The organism is Kribbella sp. NPDC051770 (genome assembly GCF_040681455.1).
Taxonomy (GTDB): Bacteria; Actinomycetota; Actinomycetes; order Propionibacteriales; family Kribbellaceae; genus Kribbella.
Window position 1 is genome coordinate 671,003 of sequence record NZ_JBFAYT010000003.1, and the last position, 17,855, is coordinate 688,857.

Genomic DNA, 17,855 nt, shown 5'->3' on the forward strand with positions numbered 1-17,855 from the left:
TCGCCCCCTAAGACCGGGCAGCGTTCGCGATCGTGAGGTCGTCTTGTCGGTGGTCCTCGTTAGCCTGACCGGGTGAGCGACTTCATCGGCTGGCCTTCGGCGGCGTTCGACGTCCTGCTCCAGCTCGAAGGCGAGCCGTCGGCCGACACCCGCCGCGCGTGCCGGCGCGACCGGGAGGCGCTGGTCCGCGAGCCGATGATCGCGCTGCTGAACGTGGTGGCCGACGCCGATCCGGCGTACGAGGACTTCTCGGTCTGGGGCTACGGCGAGGTCATCCTCCAGGCCTGGCAACGCCAGCACGCCATCGTCCGAATGGCCCGCAACGTCGAGCTCACCGTCCGCTTCGACCTGGACGGCCTGACCGTCGCCCTCTGCTGGTGGTACGCCCCATCACCCCAGATCGACCGCTACCGCACCGCCGTAGCAGCCGACGGCCCCGGCCGCCGCCTCGTCACCATCCTGCGCTCCCTGGAACGCGACGGCTTCACCATCACCGGCGACCAACTCAAACGCCCCCTCCGGGGATCCCCACCCGACCACCCCCGAGCGAGCCTGCCGCGCCACAAATCCCTCATCGCGAGCCGCCCACTGGGTTGCGAGCCGTGGCTCCATACCCCCGAGGCCGCCGACCACGTCCTCACCGCCTTCACCCAGCTCCGTCCGCTCACCCACTGGCTCCAGAAGAACGTCGCCCCGCAGTGAGTTTCGCGCGGGCTCCGATGGGCACCGCTGGACGAGAGCCCGACCGGAGGAGGCCTCGTGGTTCCGTTGAGTGGTGTGGTGCTGGACGCGCCTGATCCGCGGGCGCTGGCGGAGTTCTACCGGCGCTTGCTCGGCTGGGAGATCGTGCAGAGCGGCGACGAGTGGGTGTCGCTGCGCGGCCCGGAGGGCAGCAGCAAACTCTCGTTCCAGCGCGAGCCCAACCACACCGCTCCCGCGTGGCCGAGCGAGCCGGGCCAGCAGCAGATGCAGCTCCACCTCGATTTCCAGGTCGAGGATCTGCAAGCCGCCGAGCAGCAGGCGGTCGAAGCCGGCGCGACGACCATGAGCTGGCAACCGCAACGCGACGGAGTCCGCGTGATGGCGGATCCGGCCGGGCACGTGTTCTGCCTGTTCCTGCCGGGGTTCTAGAACCCCGCCGGCAGCGCGCGGCGTACTAGTCGGACGAGGGCTCGCGACTGGGGCTCCCACATGCGCCACTCGGTGGCGGTCATGGCGTACGAGAGGGCGTTGGGCTCGGCCCACTGGGTGAGCTCGGGGACGCCGAGTTCTGCGGCGGACCAGTCGTAGAGCTGTCGGAGCCGGGGGACGATCAGGCCGTAGTCGAGCAGGCGGCCGAGGGTGAGTTCCTGGCGGATGTAGAAGTGCGGGTCCTCGGCAAGTGGATAGTCGTCGGGTAGAACACGGGCCAGCTGCAGGAAGATCCCCGCCATCCCCAGCCGGGGATCACCCAGCAGCGGACCAATCGGAGCCAGCCAGCTCAACGCGATCCGCGGCGCGGCCGCCAGTGCGTGCGTGTAGAGCACCCGGCACAGCACCACGTTCATGAAGAACCGCTCGGCGAGCGTCTCCTCGGCCGCCAGTTCCCGGTACGTCGCGTACGCCGTCACCACACTCGCGTTGTGCGCCCGCCACCAGGCCCGCGACGTCGGGTACTGCGCGAACGACTGCCAAAACCCGACCGCCCGCGAGGACGGCGTACCCGGCAGGTCACCCGTCAACGCCACCGCCTCGCACCCGTCCCGCAGGATCTGCTCGTTCACCGCCCGCCACCACGGACTCCCGCCCGGGAGCAGCACGCCCCGCGCCAGCTCCCACCGCATCGCCGCCGTAGCAGCCCGCCGGAACGGCAGATGCCGCGGCGCCCTCCCGTACGGCCCGCAGTAGCAGCGCTGCATCAGCGCCAACCGCCCCAACGGATCATCACGAACAGCAGCAACCTGCTGATCGGCCCACTCGGCGGCGCTCATCCGCCCAGGATGTCAGGCGGGGGCGTGGGTGTCGCCGAGTTCGATCGTGGTGACGCCGTCGAGAGCCTCGACGCGGTCGATCAGGTCGGCTCTGGTGCCCTGGCCGTGGACGTGCAGGGTGGCGTGCACGGTGTGCCGGGTCTCGTCGTGGCGCATGTCGAAGTTGTCGATGGTCCAGCCTTCGGTGGTCAGGGCCGCGAGGACTCCGCGCAGTACGCCGTGGCCGTCGGGGTAGCGGATCGTGACGGTCGCCGAGAAGTAGCGGCGGCGGAGGACGAGGCGGGGGACGTGGGGGAGGACCAGGACGACGAAGAAGTGGCAGGCGGTGGCCGCGACGGCGATCAGGATCAGGTTCGCGCCCGCCGCGACACCGATGGCCGCGGACAGCCAGAGCGATGCCGCGGTGGTGAGCCCGCGGACGGTGTCGCGGCGGACGAAGATGAGACCGGCGCCGAGGAAGCCGACGCCGGACGCCACCTGGGCCGCGATCCGCGACGGGTCGAGAGAGCTGCCGGCCGCCCCGACGAGCGTGCCGGAGGCGGTGAAGACCGCAGCGCCCAGCGCAACGAGCGAGTGGGTGCGGATCCCACTGTTGCTCGACCGGAACTGGCGCTCGGTGCCGACCGCGGCACCCAGTACCACGGCCAGCGCGAGCCCGGCCAGGAGACCGAGTTGCTGGGCCCACTGCATCGGCATCACGGCAGGCGGTGCGAGCTGAGGAGGGTCCAGGTCATGGTCTCCCACCAAGGCCCGTCCCAGCCGGTCCGCGTCTCGAAGCGGTAGAGCGAGACGACGTCGAACACGTAGTCGCCGGGGGCACCGATGTCGAGGTCGGTGAGGAACCGCAGCACCTCCGCGAACAGGTCGGGCCGCCGGGTCAGGTCGTGCCCGGCCAGCGACATGTGCCCGTAGAACTCGTCCTCCTCCTTCACCCCACCCCGGTACGCCGGGCCGAGCGGCGTCCGCAGCGGGTCGAGATGCTTCCGGGCCGCACGGAACAGCTCGAGCAGCGCCGGGTTCGGTTCGCCGGAGGCCAGCGAGCCGACGTCGTGGCAGATCCCGCCGTGGTACGGCGCAAGCCCGCGGTTGTGCACCGGCACCGCACCGAAACCCTCGACAGCTGCCGCGGCGGCGGCGACCATGTCGTTGTCGGAGGCATCGGTCGCGACGTGCCCGAGGATCGTGACGTGCGGCGGAAAGGCGCCGGCGGCAACGAGCCCGAACTGTGCGCGGAGCAGAGCATGAGTTTGCGCCTGGATGCTCGCGAGCTTCGCCGGCGGGCGGAGGAAGAGGCCGTAGCGGTAGCGGGGTGAGGTCATGGAGTCGTCCTTCTACTTCTGGATGCGCTTGGCGTAGTCGGCGAGGATCGATGCAGCCGCCTCCTGGGAGGCCTGGGCAGTCTGCGCAGGAGTCTGGTCGGCGGCGAGCAGCTTGTTGACGTTGGAGATCACGGCGCCGCGGACCGCGGTGTACGGGCCCATCCGGCAGCCGGCCGTCACGGTGTTGGCGGGAGTCTCCGCCAGTTGCTTGTACATCGCGGCGAACGCGGGCTGCGCAAGCAGAGCCTTGCCCTCAGGCAACTCCGCACTACCGGTGTTGACCGACAGGAACCCGGTCGCCTGCGCCCAGCGCGCCTGCACGGACGCGGACTGCAGGTACTTCAGCACCTCGTACGACGCCTGCTGCTCGTCCTTGCTGTGCCCGACGGCGTCGATCCACAACGACGCCCCGCCGACGACAACTCCCGCGTCGGCCGTGTCGGACACCTTCGGGAACGCGGCGACGGTGAGCGGGAACGAGCTGTCCTTCTTGATCGTGCCGAACGCGCCGGTGGAGGCCATCATCATCGCGACCTTCCCGCTCGCGAACGCGTTGTTCAGCGCACTGCTGCCGGCGCCCGCGTTGAACGCCGCGCCCGACGTGTACAGGTCCTGCAGCTGCCCGAGCAGGGCGAGCTGCTTCGGGTCGCTGAGGCTGACCGCGGTCGCCCGGTCGCTGGAGCGGCCGTTGCGCGGCGTACAGAACTCGACCCCGGCGGTGGCGCTGAGCTCCTCGATCATCCAGGAGTCGGTCAACGTCATCGCCAACCCGTGGGCGCCGGTCCTGGCCTTGATCTGCTTCGCCCACGCCGCCAGACCGCTCCAGGTGGTCGGGACCCGGCTGGGATCGAGACCGGCCTTGGTGATCAGCGCGTTGTTGACGTACACGATCGGCTGGGAGGCGTTGAACGGCATCGACAGCAAGTTGCCGTCGGCATCGCTGTAGTAGCTCTTGACCGGCGTCGGGATCGTTGCCGCGTCGAAGGATTTGTCGGCGCCGGTGAACGTCGAGACCGGCACGGTCTGCTGGGAGTCGATCATGAACTGGGTACTGACGTCGTTCATCATCATGATCGACGGCGTCTTCCCGGACTGTACGGCCGCGGTGTACTTCGTCTGCGCGTCGGCGTACGAGCCCTGGAAGGACGCGGTCACCGCGATCTTGCCCTGGTGGCCGGCGTTGAACTGGTCGACGAGCTGGGCGAGCGTCTCGGCGGCGGCACCGGACGCGGAGTGCCACAGGCTTACCTGCACCGCGCCGGACGCGTCTCGCGCGGCGGTGTCCGGCGTCGTACTGCTCGAGCAGGCGGCCAGGGCCGCGACGCCGCTGAGCGCGGCGGCACGGATGAGGAGCTGACGGGGTCGCATGAGGGTCTCCTTGGAGCTACTTGATCGCACCGGCGGTGAGGCCGGTGGCGAGGAACCGCTGTCCGAGCAGGACGAGCAGCAGGACAGGAAGCGTCACCAGCGCGTCGCCGGCCAGGACGACACCGAGGTTGCTGGCCTCGGCGTCGTTGAGCTGGGCGATGCCGAGCTGGACGGTGCGGGTGGTGGGGGAGTCGGTGACCAGCAGCGGCCAGAAGTAGCCGTTCCAGGCGTTGATGGCGCTGATCAGGATCACGCTGGTCGCCACCGGTTTGGTCAGCGGCAGCAGGATCGCGCCGATGAAGCGCAGGTGGCCGACGCCGTCGAGCTTGGCGGCCTCGTGGATCTCCCGCGGGAAGCTCAGGAACGCCTGTCGGAGCAGGAAGATCTCGAACGCCGACGCCAGGAACGGCAGGAAGATCGCGGTCAGTGTGTCCTGCAGGCCCAAGGATGAGATGGTCAGGTAGTTGGCGACGATGATCGATTCCGCCGGGATCATCAGCGTGCTGAGGATGACCAGGAACAGCGCCCTGGCCGCGCGGAGGTTGCAGAAAACCAGCGCGTACGCCGACAGCACGCTGATCACGAACTGCCCGGTCGTCTGGGCCAGCGTCACCAGCACGCTGTTGACGAACTGCCGGCCCAGCGGGACCAGCGTGGTGGCGTCGCGGAAGTTGTCCAGGGTGGGGTGCGCCGGGAACAGGCCCCGGACGCCTTGGACCAGCTCGGACGTCGGGACGAACGCGCCGACGAAGACGTAGTACAGCGGGAAGACCATCACGACGGACGCGACGGTCAGCCACAGGTAGGTCGCCGTACGACCGGCTGCGCGCATCAGTAGTTCACCCGCTTCTCGAGGACGCCGAACTGGAGGCCGGAGATCGCGAGCACGATGACGAACAGCACCAGTCCCATCGCCGACGCGGCGGCCAGGTCGGCACCGCCGGAGCCGAAGGCCGCGGTGTAGATGTTGTAGACGAGCGTCGTGGTCGAGCTCGACGGCCCGCCCTTGGTCAGGATCTGGATCTGGCCGAACGTGCGCAGCGCGGCGACCGTGCCGGTGACGAGCAGGAAGAACAGCGTCGGTGTGACCAGCGGCAGCGTGATCGACCGGAAGATCCGCCACGACGAGGCGCCGTCGATCCGGGCCGCCTCCAGCACCTGCTCGTCGACGTTGGCGAACGCGGTGGTCAGCAGTAGCACGGTGAAGCCCAGCTCACCCCACACCGTGGCGACGATGACGCTGGGCAGCGCCCACGTCGTACTGGTCAGCCACTCGACGGGGGAGCCGCCGAGGGCGACGACGATCGCGTTGACGATGCTGACGCCCGGGTTGAGCATCGCGGCGAAGGCGACCGAACCGGTCGCCACCGACGCCGCCATCGGCGAGGTGAGCAGGGCACGGAACACGGGCTGCCCGCGCAGCTTCGTCGCCAGCGGTGCGGCGATCGCGATGCCGCAGACCAGCCGCAGTACGACGACGCCGAGCGTGAACAGTGCGGTGACCCGCATCGTCTGGCCGAACGCGGGGTCGCCGGCCAGGGCGCTGAAGTTGTCGAAGCCGACCAGCCCGGTCGAGCGCCCGAACAGGTCGGTGCCGCTGAGGCTCAGCACGACCGTCTTCACCAGCGGGTAGAAGACGAACACCGCGAACAGGACCAGGGCCGGCACGATCGCGGCCGACCCGACGAGCTGGTCCCGGCGGCGCGCGAGGTGCAGTGTGCGGGTCATTTCACTCCTTGGGAACGTACCCAATTGGGAACGTACCCAGTATGGACCGCGCGTCCCACCTGTCAAGTGAACAGTGGGGTATCGTTCCCAGCGTGAGCGCAGAGACCGGAGACGACACCGCCGGAATGGGAACGATGCCAGCCGGTGAAGGCAAGCCGCGGCCGACCATCCTCGACGTGGCGGCCGAGGCCGGGCTGTCCCGCTCGGTGGTGTCGCGGGCGCTGACCGGGACCGGGTCGGTGAGCGAGGCGGCGCGGAGTCAGGCGCTGGCGGCCGCCGAGCGGCTCGGCTACCGGCCCAACACCGCGGCGCGCACGCTGGTGACCGGGCGGAGCAAGACGATCGGCGCGCTGATCCGCAAGGTGACCGACCCGGGGTACTCGCACCTGATCGTCGGCCTGCAGGAGCGGGCGACCCATCATGCGTACCGGGTGCTGACGGTGACCGGCAACCTCGACGTCGACTCCGAGCGGGCCGGGCTCGACACCCTGCTGTCGCTGCAGGTCGACGGCTTGGTGATCGGCAGCGGGAAGCTGCCCCCGGAGACGATCAGCAAGGTCGCGAACCGGGTGCCCACGGCGACCTGCTGGCGGCAGGTGCCGGGGGTCGACTCCGTGCAGGTCGACGAGCAGCGCTCCGCCGACGCCCTGTTCGAGCACCTCGCCACGCTGAACCACCAGCACGTCGCCGTCCTTGCCGTACGCAACCACTTCAGCGCCGAGGCCCGCCTGGCCGCAATCGCGCAGGCGGCCGAGCGGCACGACCTGAAGCTGCTGCACGTCGACGCCGGCTACGACCTCGACGAGTGCACCAAGGCGACCGCGCTCCTGCTCCAGACGAACCCCGAGGTCACGGCGGTGATCGCGCTGTCCGGCTGGGGCGGGGTCGGCGCGCTGACCGCGCTGGAAGCGGCCGGCCTCCAGGCACCGCGGGACATGTCGGTCGCCTGCTTCAACGCGGTCCTCTTCGACGACATCCCGCAGCTCGACCTGACCGCGATGGCCCAGTCCCACGAGGAGGCCGCCGCCCTGGCCGTGGACCTGATCATGGACCGCCTGGCCGACCGCGGCCGCCCGGCCCAGCACCGCACGATCCAGTCCACCCTGCACCGCGGCAAGACCACCGGCCCGGCCCGGACCCGCGCACTCCCCGCGAGCAGGAGCAAGTCCGCGAGCTAGGGCAAGTGCGGCGGATCGTCCATGTCTGGGTGCGATTGGCGCATTCTCGACGCCGCTGGGCGTCCGTACTCTCGGACTGCCGGTGGGCCCACCGGTCGACAGGCACATTGGCCAACGACCAAGGGAAAACCATGCAGATCTCCCAGAGACTCAGGCGTCTCGCGAAGCCGGCGGTGGTGCTGGTCGCGGCGCTTGCGGTCGGTCTACCGTTGCTTCCTGCGACCCCGGCGAACGCACTCGTCACGCACACCCTGACCTCGCCCGACGGGCTGACCAACATCACCGTGACCGATCAGCCGGGTGGTGGGCTGACCTACAGCGTCGTGACCGGGTCGACGACGATCTTCGGGGACTCGCCGCTCGGGATCTCGACCAGCGGTGTCGACTTCACCTCCGGTCTCACGTACGCCGGGGAGGCGCGCTCGGTCGTCACCGAGACCTACTCGCTGCCCGCCGGGACCAAGCCCAGCTACCTGAACGACGGCCGCCAGCTGACGCTGACCTACACCAAGAGCGGCGCGACGATGCAGCTCGTCGTCCGCGCGGACAACGACGGGATCGCCTTCCGCTACGTGCTTCCGGGCAGTGGCAACATGTCGATCACCGGTGAGTCGACCGGCTTCCGGTTGCCGGTGACAACCGGAGGCTGGGCCGCGCCCTGGAACGCCAACTACGAGCAGGACTACATCTACCGCAACGCCGCGCAGCTCAACTCCGGCGTCGACCTGACCATGCCCGCGCTCGCCTCGATCAACAACAATGCGTACTTCACGCTGATCAGCGAAGCCAACGTCTACAACTCCAACGCCAGCTACGCCCCGGGCATGCTCGAGGGCGACGGGCTCGGCACCGGCCTGCTCAAGCTCTCCCGTACGCCGGACCAGGGCTTCCCGATGGCCAGCACCTACCCGTTCCAGACACCGTGGCGGGTGGCGATCATCGCCCCGAACCTCGACGTGCTCTACAACTCCGACCTCGTCCAGCACCTCAACCCACCGGCCGCGAGTACGCCGTCCTGGGTGAAGCCGGGCCGCGCGGCCTGGTCCTGGTACACCGACGAGGACAGCGCGTCCGACCTCAGCAAGCAGAAGCAGATGGTCGACTTCGCCGCGGAGATGGGCTTCGAGTACGTGACCGTCGACTGCTGCTACACCCCGGCGGTCGACCTGCCCGCCATCTCGGCGTACGCCGCCCAGAAGGGCGTGAAGGTGTTCGCCTGGGTCACCGCCGACGCCGGGCAGACGCCGGCGCAGGCGAACCAGCTCGTCGTCGACCACAAGGCGTACGGCGTCGCCGGGCTGAAGGTCGACTTCTTCCTGAACGACTCGCAGGCCGTGCAGCGCTGGTACCAGTCGATCGGCGACGCGGCCGGCGCGAACCAGATGATGCTCGACCTGCACGGCAGCACCAAACCGGGCGGCGAGAACCGGACCTGGCCGTGGGTGCTGACGTCCGAGGCCGTCGCCGGGACCGAGCACTACAAGTACCCGCCGCCGACGACCGCCGCCGCGGACGTGACCTACCCGTTCACCCGTGGCCCGATCGGCCCGATGGACTACACGCCGGCGATGATCTCGCAGAACGCGTCGGTGCTCACGCAGGGCCACACGCTCGCGCAGGCGATCGTCTACAACACCGGCATGATCAACTACGCCGACTCGGCCGCGGCGTACGGGCAGTGGCCGGGCCGCCACCTGATGCGGGTGATCCCGACCAAGTGGGACGAGACGAAGGTCGTCGAGGGTTTCCCGGGTGACCACATCACGCTGGCCAGGCGCTCCGGCGCGGACTGGTTCGTCGCCGGGATGACGTCCCCGGCCCGTACGGCGTCGGTGCCGCTGTCGTTCCTCGGGGCGGGGACCTACACGGCGACGATCTTCTCCGACAACGCGTCCGGCCGGGTCCAGGTCAGCACGCAGTCGGTGACGAGCGCGACGACGCTGTCGCTGCCGATGATCGCGTCCGGGGGAGTGTCGGTGCACATCTCGCAGACGCCGCTCGCGCAGATCGGCAGTGCCGACACCCGGTACGAGGCGGAGTCGGGGTCCAACACCCGCGCGGGTGCGGCGTCGGTCGACGCCTGCAAGGGCTGCTCGACGGGCTCGAAGGTCGGCAACGTCGGGTCCGGCGGTTCGGTCCAGTTCAACGGCGTCACCGCCTCGACCGCGGGCACGCACCGGATGACGTTCACCTACACCTCGGCCGACCCGCGCTCGGTGCGGATCACCGTCAACGGCACGGTGCTGACCACGGCGAACCTGCCGGACTCGGGCGGCTGGGAGTTCGTCAACAAGTGGTCGGTCGACGTCCCGCTGGTCGCGGGGTCGAACACGATCAAGTTCGACAACCCGAGCGCGTTCGCGCCGGACATCGACGCGCTGACGATCGAACGGGCGACCGAGGCGGAGGCGGCCGGGAACACCCTGGCCGGCGGCGCCGCGACGGCCGCGTGCGCCGGTTGCTCGGGTGGCACGTTCGTGAAGTCGCTGAGCGGCAGCGGCACGCTCGACGTCAACCTGGTGACGGCGTCGTCGGCGGGCAACCACACCGTCCGGCTGGACTACGCCAGCGCAACCGCCCAGACCGTGCAGGTCCAGGTGAACGGCGGTACGGCGACCACCGTGACGCTGCCCGCGACCGGGTCGGCGACAGCCGTGGCAACCAAGACGCTCGGCCTGGCCCTGACCACGGGGTCGAACGTGATCCGGGTGAAGTCGGCCTCGTCGGCGGCGGTCGGGATCGACCGGGTCAGCGTCGTCCGCTGATCCTCCAGCCCGGGGCCACGATTCCCGCTCCGGCGGGGATCGTGGCCCTTCGCAACATCATCGAATCGTCCATGCTCGGGCACCGAAGAACCATGGTCGGCCGCCCGCGCCGTCACTAGGGTTGCCACCGTGACCATCTCCACCGCCTGGACCTCGACGCTCGCCCACGACGCACTCGGAGCGTCGTTAGCCGTCGGCGAATCCTCCATGCACCTGACCATCACGCGCCGCGGGCGGGCGCTGGCCGAGGTGGCCCTGGGGATCGGGATCGACGGTGCGGATCTGGGCGCCGGCTCGAGTGTCGTCCGGTCGGCGGAGTTCGCGGTGCGTGAGGAGTGGTTCGCCCACTCCGGCAAGGCACGCGGCGCGCACACGGTCGACCACCGTGAGTTGCGGGTCGACCTCCGGCACGCGGCGACCGGCCGCGACTGGACGCTCCGGGTCCGGATCGGCCGCGACGGCGTTGCCGTCCGGTACGCCGTACCGGATCTGCAGGGCACCGCGACCCTCACCTCAGACAGCACGAAGCTCGACCTGAGCCTCTTCGAAAGAGCCTGGGTCCTCGACTACCAGACCTGGTACGAGACCCCGCGCGTCGGCGTGGACCTGGCCGACCTCGCACCGGGCGCCTACGGCTTCCCGTTCCTGGCCCAGGCGGCGGACGACTACCTGCTCGTCACCGAGTCCGGTATCGACGGCCGGTTCGCCGGAGCCCACGCAGCCGTCACCGGTACGACGCTCGGCTTCGCGATCGCCGACCCGGCGGTCGAGATCGCCCGCGGCGACGTGACGCCCTGGCGGGTCTTCACCGTCGGCTCGCTCGCCGACGTGGTCGAGTCGCTGTTCGTCGACGAGCTGGCTCCCGCCGTCCGCCCGGAGCTCGCCGACGCCGAGTGGATCCGGCCCGGCCGCGCCGCCTGGTCGTGGTGGTCGGACTTCTACTCCGGCGCCCAGCTCGAGCAGCAGAAGCGGTTCGTGGACGCCGCGGCCGAGCTGTCCTGGGAGCACCTGCTGATCGACTGCGGCTGGGAGGAGACCTGGGTCCCCGAGATCGTCGCGTACGCGAGCCGGCGCGGGATCCAGGTGCACCTGTGGACGGTCTGGCACGACCTCGACGGGCCGGAGAAGCTCGGCAAGCTGGCGCTGTGGCGGTCCTGGGGCGTCGCCGGGATCAAGGTCGACTTCATGGAGTCGGAGTCCCGGGACCGCTACCGCTGGTACGACTCGGTGCTGCAGGAGACCGCGCGGCTCGGCCTGATGGTGAACTTCCACGGCTCGGTGATCCCGCGCGGCTGGGCCCGGACCTGGCCGCAGGTGATCGGGTACGAGGCGATCCGCGGCTCGGAGTACTACGTGTTCTACAACGACACCCCGCTGACCGCCGAGCACAACGTGATCCAGCCGTTCACCCGCAACGTCGTCGGCGCGATGGACTACACCCCGGTCGCGTTCTCGGCCCCGGACCGGGTCACCAGCGACGGGCACGAGCTCGCGCTGGGCGTGGTGTTCGAGAGCGGGATCACGCACTTCGCCGACGACGTCGCGGCGTACGCCAAGCGGCCGCTCGCGGCCCGGTTCCTGGCCGAGCTCGCGCCGGTGTGGGACGAGACGGTGCTGTTGTCCGGTACGCCGGACAGCGAGGCAGTGGTTGCTCGACGCAACGGCGATCGGTGGTTCGTCGGGTGCGTCGCCGCGGGGGAGAAGCGGACCGTGACGGTCGACCTGGGCCGGCTGGGGCTGACGGACCCGGTCGCGTGGATCGTCGAGGACGGGTTCGGCGAGAACGCACTGGCCGAGCGGACCGTGCACGGCCCGTTCGACGTGGAGCTGGCACCCAACGGTGGCTTCGTGGCGATCGTTGCCGACGGCGCAGATCTGTTTCGGTCGGCCCCGCGCCCCACGACCGACGCGCCGATCGTCGACCCTGCTCTGGTGGTGCTCGACGAGAACAAGAGCGCGGTGATCACCGCCGGCGCCGACGTCCGAGTGGCCCCCGGCTGGAGCGCCGAGCCGCTCGGCGACGGCCAGTGGCGGATCCAGGCGCCGCAGGACCAGACCCCCGGTTCCCAGGGCGTCATCACCGTCGAAACCACCTCGATGCCACCCGTCGTCGCCCACGCGCGCGCCGTCGTACCGCTCACCGAAGGCATCCACCAGGTCTCGGCGCTCCCGATGCTCTCGTTCACGAACGAGAGCGGCCCGGTCGAGCGCGACCAGAGCAACGGCGGCGGCAACCCCAACGACGGATCGCCGATGACGATCGCCGGAGCGCATTTCGCGGACGGTCTGGGAGTCTCGACGCCGTCCACGCTCGACCTGTACCTCGGGGGCCACGACGGCCGGTTCACCGCGCGGGTCGGGATCGACGACGAAACACCGCAGACCCGTGCCCGGGCTGTGGTGAGCGGTGACGGCCGTGAACTCACCAGCGTCGTGCTGGAAGCAGGAAACACCGCGGTGGACATCGACCTCGATGTCCGCGGCGTACGGGTACTGACCCTGTCCACGGAAGAGGTCGCCGTCGGCGACGCTCCCGCCCACGTGGACTGGGCCTCGGCCCGCCTCTTGGTGACGAAAGGAAACAGATGAACAGGAAGTGGTTCGCAGCCCCCGCGCTCGTGCTCGTGGCGGCGCTGCTGGCAGGGTGTTCCGACGACGGCGGGGCGTCGGCCGAGGCGGGGAAGCCGGTGACGATCACGTACGGCATCTGGGCCGGGACGCAGACACCGGCCATGCAGGAGATCGCCGACGCCTTCACCAAGCAGAACCCGGACATCACGGTGAAGATCGAGACCCGGCCGTACCCGGAGTTCTGGTCGACGCTGCAGACCGGCGCCGCCGGTGGCACCGCGCCGGACGCGTTCTGGATGCTCGCCCAGCAGATCCGGCCGTACGCCGCCGGTGGGCAGCTGCTCGACATCTCGGACGCGGTCAAGGACCAGAACGTTGACCTCGGCAAGTACCCGAAGGCGGTCCTGGACCTGTACGACCAGGGTGACGGGAAGCTCTACGGGCTGCCCAAGGACGTCGACACGAACGCGGTCTGGGTGAACAAGGCGCTGTTCGCGAAGGCCGGCGTCCCGCTGCCGAAGGCCGGCTGGACCTGGGACGACTTCCGCGCCACCGCGAAGAAGCTGACCGACCCGGCCGCCGGGACCTGGGGCGTGGCCGCGCCGCTGGACTACCAGGGCGGGTACTACAACTCGATCTTCCAGGCCGGTGGCAAGGTGATCGCCGACGACGGCAAGTCGGCCGCGATCGACAGCCCCGAGGCGCAGGCCGGGATCAAGTTCTGGACCGATCTGCAGGCCGACAAGTCGTCGCCGACGCTGAAGCAGCTGTCCGACACCGAGGCCGAGACGATGTTCGAGCAGGGCAAGGTCGCGATGTACGTCTCCGGGGCCTACTGGGCGCTGAAGCTGTACGACAACAAGGCGTTCCGGCCCAACGTCGACGTCGTCCCGCTGCCGACCGGTGTCAAGCAGGCGACCGTGACCAGCGGGATCGAGAACGTCGGGTTCGCCGGGACCAAGCACCCGGAGGCGACGAAGAAGTTCCTGCTCTTCGCCAGCGGCCAGGAGGCGGCCAACATCCAGGCCAAGTCGGGTGCGGTGCTCCCGGCGTACGAGGGCACCGAGAAGGCGTGGATGAGCGCGATGCCCGAGTTCAAGAACCTGCAGGTGTTCATCGACGCCAAGGCGTACTCGGTACCGCTGCCGGTCCAGGGCAACGCGGCGGAGTGGCAGGGGCTGCAGGCGAAGTACCTGACCGACGCCTGGGACGGGAAGACCTCGGTCGCCGACGCCACCGCCCAGTACGCCGACGCCATCGACAAGGTCCTGGCCGAGAACGGATGAGGAAGCGCACCGACTGGGCGGCCTACGCCATGATCGCTCCGGCGTTCATCGGCCTGGCCGCCCTGTACCTCTGGCCGTTCCTGTCGACCTTCGTCAAGAGCTTCAGCAAGGTGCCGGTCTTCGGTCCGGCGAAGTTCAACGGCGTCGACAACTACCAGAACCTGCTCTCCGACGCCGACTTCTGGAGCGCGCTCGGCAACTCCGCGAAGTACACCGTGATCGTGCTGCTCGGCATCCCGCTGGCGATCGTCTTCGCGGCGCTGATCGAGCAGGTCTCCCGCGGCCGGGCGGTCTACCGGGTGCTGTTCTTCCTGCCGGTGGTCACGCTGCCGGTCGCGGTCGGCATGGTCTGGCGATTCATCCTGAACGGCGACTTCGGGCTGCTGAACTACCTGCTGTCGCTGGTCGGGATCCCCGGCCAGTACTGGGTGGCCGACGACCGGTTCGCCGTCTACGCGTTCGCGGTGGTCGGGATCTGGATGGGCCTCGGGGTGAACCTGATCATCCTCGGGGCCGGGCTGCAGAACATCCCGGTCGAGCTGTACGAGGCGTCCGCGCTCGACGGCGCCGGCCGGGTCCGGCAGTTCTTCGCGATCACGCTGCCGCTGCTCAGCCCGAGCGTCTTCTTCGTGACGATCCTGACCACGATCTCGGCGCTGCAGATGTTCGACCTGGTGTTCATCATGCTCGGCAGCGTGAACAACACCGCGCTGAGCGGTTCGAAGACGATCGTCTACCTGTTCTACGAGGCGGCGTTCGTGCAGTTCAAGCAGGGGTACGCCGCGGCGATCGCGATCGTGCTGCTGGTGATCATCATGATCGTCACCGCGGTGCAGTTCAGGTTTCAGAAGAAGTGGGTCGTTTATGACTGACACCGGTGTACGGCGCAAGGAGTGGCGCATCCACGTGATCCTGGTGATCGCGGTCGCGGTGATGGTGGTCCCGTTCGCGTGGGAGATCCTCACCTCGTTCAAGACCAGCAACGAGGTGGCGTCGCTGCCGCCGACGCTGTTCCCGGCCGACCCGTCGGACCGGGGCTACCGCGACTTCTTCGGGGTGACGCCGTTCTGGGCCCAGCTCAGCGTCTCGGTGATCTCGCTGGTCCTGCGCGTCGCCGGTCAGGTCTTCGTGGCCGCGCTGGCCGGCTACGCGTTCGCGCGGCTGCGGTTCCCCGGCCGCAACGTGCTGTTCGCGCTCTTCGTGCTGATGCTGATGGTGCCGAGCCAGCTGTTCCTGCTCGGCCAGTTCGACATCATGAAGGGGCTCGGGCTGCTCAACACCGTGCCCGCGCTGGCGATCCCGGGGATCTTCTCTGCGTTCGGGACCTTCCTGATGCGGCAGGCCTTCCTGACGATGCCGAAGGAGTACGAGGAGGCGGCGCGGCTCGACGGGGCCGGGACGTTCCGCACCTTCTGGAGCGTGATGCTGCCGATGGCGCGGTCGATGCTCGCGGCGCTCGCCGTACTGACGTCGCTGTACTCGTGGAACGACCTGCTCTGGCCGCTGATCGTCGCTCCGGCGGGTGACGCGCGGCCGCTGCCGGTCGGGCTGGCCAGCCTGCAGGGCCAGTTCGGGACCGACTACCCGGCGCTGATGGCGGGTGCGCTGGTCTGCACGATCCCGCTGGTCGCAGTGTTCATCGCGCTGCAGCGGCAGTTCTTCTCGGGGATCGCGAACAGCGGCCTGAAGGGCTGATCGGTCACGGGATGTTCCGGCGCCGGAACTGCGTCGGACTCATCCCGTGGAACCGGCTGAACTGCCGGGAGAAGTACAGCGGATCGGTGTAGCCCAGCTCGTCGGCGATGCTGGCGACGGTCGCCGGCGACCCGTCGAGCAGCTGCCGAGCGCGGGCCATCCGCAGGCTCTGGTGATGAGCCAGTACGCCGCCGCCGGTGACCTTGCGGAACAGCGAGCTCAGGTGCGAAGGCGAGACGCCGACGAGCTTGGCCAGCTCCGGGACGCGCACGGTGCTGTCGAGGCGGTCGGCGAGGTAGCTCATCGCGCGCTCCAGCGGGTCGCCGTCGGCCGGCATCACGCGGTCGACGTTGATCTGGGTGAGCAGCTTCCACGCCGCGCCCGCCGTACCGATCAAGCGTGGCGGCGACTGGTCGCGCTCGAGGCTCGACACGATCTCGTCGAGCAGCGCGACCGCGCGCTCCATCCGGCGGATCGGCACGATCGGCCGCTCCACGGTGACCTCCAGCGTCTCCACGAGCTCCGCGACGTCCGTGCCCGACAGGTGGCACCACCAGATCGACCACGGGTTCGCCTCGTCCGATCCGTAGGTGTGCGGCGCTCCGCGCGGAACGACCAACGCGGACTGCGAGCCGATCCGGTGCATGGTGTCGCCGACCTGTGCCCAGCCGGTGCCCGCCGTACAGACGATCACCACGGTCTCGTCGATCCCGCGCGGGCGCTGCATCCGGTGCCCGCGGGCCAACGGAAAGTATCCGGCGACCGTGACGACGAGCCGCCGCGTGACCGGCCGCCCCAACGCTTCGCCCACCAGCGGCCTGGGCACCACGACGATCCGCTGGTTCCGAAAGCCTTCGTGGATGGGCATGTGCCAATGATGCGTGCTCCGTCAACCGTTCTTCCGCAGCGCCGGCGGGTGTTTCCGGGTGAGTCGACGGCGCAGGGCCCGGCGTTCGTCCTCGTCGAGGCCGCCCCAGACGCCGGCGTCCTGGCCGGTGCTCAGGGCCCAGTCGAGACAGTCGGCGGTCACCTCGCAGCGGGCGCAGACCGCCTTGGCGGACTCGATCTGGATCTGGGCGGGGGCGGTCGAGCCGATCGGGAAGAACAGTGCGGGGTCCTCGCCGCGGCAGGCGGCCAGCTGTAGCCATCTCATACCGGTAGGACCGAATGACGACCCGGTTTTGTGACGGTCAGGTGCTCGACGATCGCCGGGGTGATGATCGCGGGCTGCTCGGCGTTCGCCAGATGCGCCGCGTTCGGTACGACGAGCAGGCGGCCGTCGCGGACCGAGTCGGCGATCGCGGCCAGGTGGGGAGGTGGGGTCGCGGGGTCGTCGGCGCCGGCGATCGCGAGGGTGGGCGTGGTGATCGTGGGGAGGTCGGGGCGGAGGTCCATCGTCGCGATGGCTTCGCAGCAGGCGGCGTAGCCCTCGGGTGGGGTTGAGCTCACCATGGCCTCGCTGCGGGCGCGCTCGGTGGGGAGGAGGGCGGGGGTGAACCAGCGGGAGACGACCGCGGTGGCGACGGCTGCTGTGCCTTCGGTGCGGACGGTCTTCGCGCGGTCGTACCAGCCGGAGGCCGGGCCGAGGTGGGCGCTGGTGCACAGGACGACCAGGCGGTCGACGCGGTCGGGCTCGCGGGCGGCGAGGCGGAGGCCGGTCATGCCGCCGAGGGAGAGACCGACGAAGTGGGCGCGGGCGACGTCGAGGTCGTCGAGCAGCGTGAGCACGTCGTCGACGAGGTCGTCGATCACGTACGGGCCGGGTGGGACCGGGGAGGCGCCGTGGCCGCGGGTGTCGTAGCGGACGACCCGGAAGTGCTGCTCGAGGCCGGCCAGGTTCGCGTCCCACATCGCTGTCGTCGAGCCCAGGGAGTTGGACAGGACGACGACCGGGGCGTCGGCGGGGCCGGTCACGACGCGATGCACCTGGGTCATGCCGTCCACGCTAGGCGGCTGCGGCGAGAGTTAGAAGTAT

Annotated in this window: 17 protein-coding genes; 8 read left to right on the forward strand and 9 right to left on the reverse strand. The window is 69.7% G+C overall.

Annotation, left to right across the window (positions count from 1 at the left end):
- Positions 1 to 72: 72 nt before the first annotated feature.
- Together AB0M01_RS14605 and AB0M01_RS14610 are read left to right on the forward strand one after the other, a co-directional pair.
- A complete protein-coding gene (locus tag AB0M01_RS14605; protein WP_363669350.1) occupies positions 73 to 702 on the forward strand; it encodes a DUF2461 family protein in 630 nt (209 codons plus the stop codon).
- Between the two features lie 57 nt (positions 703 to 759).
- Positions 760 to 1,131: a VOC family protein gene (locus AB0M01_RS14610; RefSeq protein WP_363669352.1), complete on the forward strand. Its 372-nt coding sequence runs from the start codon at positions 760 to 762 to the stop codon at positions 1,129 to 1,131.
- Here the strand turns inward: AB0M01_RS14610 and AB0M01_RS14615 are convergent.
- The 6 genes from AB0M01_RS14615 to AB0M01_RS14640 are packed head-to-tail and all read right to left on the reverse strand — an operon-like array spanning position 1,128 to position 6,385.
- On the reverse strand, positions 1,128 to 1,970 hold the full coding sequence (locus AB0M01_RS14615) for a hypothetical protein (RefSeq protein WP_363669354.1): 843 nt from the start codon (positions 1,968 to 1,970) through the stop codon (positions 1,128 to 1,130). The genes AB0M01_RS14610 and AB0M01_RS14615 overlap by 4 nt on opposite strands.
- A 12-nt stretch (positions 1,971 to 1,982) precedes the next feature.
- On the reverse strand, positions 1,983 to 2,666 hold the full coding sequence (locus AB0M01_RS14620) for an MgtC/SapB family protein (protein ID WP_363669356.1): 684 nt from the start codon (positions 2,664 to 2,666) through the stop codon (positions 1,983 to 1,985).
- Positions 2,666 to 3,289, reverse strand: coding sequence for a hypothetical protein (locus AB0M01_RS14625; RefSeq protein WP_363669358.1), 624 nt, complete (start codon positions 3,287 to 3,289; stop codon positions 2,666 to 2,668). Before AB0M01_RS14625 ends, AB0M01_RS14620 begins: the two co-directional genes overlap by 1 nt.
- A gap of 12 nt (positions 3,290 to 3,301) precedes the next feature.
- Positions 3,302 to 4,657, reverse strand: coding sequence for an extracellular solute-binding protein (locus tag AB0M01_RS14630; RefSeq protein ID WP_363669360.1), 1,356 nt, complete (start codon positions 4,655 to 4,657; stop codon positions 3,302 to 3,304).
- Positions 4,658 to 4,673: 16 nt separating this feature from the next.
- Positions 4,674 to 5,489, reverse strand: coding sequence for a carbohydrate ABC transporter permease (locus tag AB0M01_RS14635; protein WP_363669362.1), 816 nt, complete (start codon positions 5,487 to 5,489; stop codon positions 4,674 to 4,676).
- Positions 5,489 to 6,385, reverse strand: coding sequence for a sugar ABC transporter permease (locus AB0M01_RS14640; protein ID WP_363669364.1), 897 nt, complete (start codon positions 6,383 to 6,385; stop codon positions 5,489 to 5,491). Before AB0M01_RS14640 ends, AB0M01_RS14635 begins: the two co-directional genes overlap by 1 nt.
- 92 nt (positions 6,386 to 6,477) lie before the next feature.
- On the opposite strand from AB0M01_RS14640, the gene AB0M01_RS14645 reads away from it, so the two are divergent.
- From AB0M01_RS14645 to AB0M01_RS14670, 6 genes are all read left to right on the forward strand, one after another.
- Complete coding sequence (locus tag AB0M01_RS14645; RefSeq protein ID WP_363669366.1) at positions 6,478 to 7,563, forward strand: LacI family DNA-binding transcriptional regulator; 1,086 nt, start codon at positions 6,478 to 6,480, stop codon at positions 7,561 to 7,563.
- 131 nt (positions 7,564 to 7,694) lie between these two features.
- Positions 7,695 to 10,328 (forward strand): glycoside hydrolase family 97 catalytic domain-containing protein, encoded by a 2,634-nt coding sequence (locus tag AB0M01_RS14650; protein ID WP_363669368.1) that lies wholly within the window; start codon positions 7,695 to 7,697, stop codon positions 10,326 to 10,328.
- Between the two features lie 129 nt (positions 10,329 to 10,457).
- Positions 10,458 to 12,917 (forward strand): glycoside hydrolase family 97 catalytic domain-containing protein, encoded by a 2,460-nt coding sequence (locus tag AB0M01_RS14655; protein ID WP_363669370.1) that lies wholly within the window; start codon positions 10,458 to 10,460, stop codon positions 12,915 to 12,917.
- Positions 12,914 to 14,185, forward strand: coding sequence for a sugar ABC transporter substrate-binding protein (locus AB0M01_RS14660; RefSeq protein WP_363669372.1), 1,272 nt, complete (start codon positions 12,914 to 12,916; stop codon positions 14,183 to 14,185). Before AB0M01_RS14655 ends, AB0M01_RS14660 begins: the two co-directional genes overlap by 4 nt.
- Positions 14,182 to 15,057 (forward strand): sugar ABC transporter permease, encoded by an 876-nt coding sequence (locus tag AB0M01_RS14665; RefSeq protein ID WP_363669374.1) that lies wholly within the window; start codon positions 14,182 to 14,184, stop codon positions 15,055 to 15,057. Before AB0M01_RS14660 ends, AB0M01_RS14665 begins: the two co-directional genes overlap by 4 nt.
- Positions 15,050 to 15,880 (forward strand): carbohydrate ABC transporter permease, encoded by an 831-nt coding sequence (locus AB0M01_RS14670; RefSeq protein WP_363669376.1) that lies wholly within the window; start codon positions 15,050 to 15,052, stop codon positions 15,878 to 15,880. The genes AB0M01_RS14665 and AB0M01_RS14670 overlap by 8 nt, the downstream gene beginning before the upstream one ends.
- A gap of 4 nt (positions 15,881 to 15,884) precedes the next feature.
- Here the strand turns inward: AB0M01_RS14670 and AB0M01_RS14675 are convergent, their stop codons facing one another.
- From AB0M01_RS14675 to pcaD, 3 genes are read right to left on the reverse strand one after another with little or no spacing between them, the layout of a single operon-like run.
- Entirely contained in the window at positions 15,885 to 16,748 is an 864-nt protein-coding gene (locus AB0M01_RS14675; protein ID WP_363669378.1) for an AraC family transcriptional regulator, read from the reverse strand.
- A 21-nt stretch (positions 16,749 to 16,769) separates the two neighbouring features.
- Entirely contained in the window at positions 16,770 to 17,033 is a 264-nt protein-coding gene (locus AB0M01_RS14680) for a WhiB family transcriptional regulator (RefSeq protein WP_363669380.1), read from the reverse strand.
- Positions 17,030 to 17,815: a 3-oxoadipate enol-lactonase gene (gene pcaD / locus AB0M01_RS14685; protein ID WP_363669382.1), complete on the reverse strand. Its 786-nt coding sequence runs from the start codon at positions 17,813 to 17,815 to the stop codon at positions 17,030 to 17,032. Before pcaD ends, AB0M01_RS14680 begins: the two co-directional genes overlap by 4 nt.
- Positions 17,816 to 17,855: the final 40 nt, after the last annotated feature.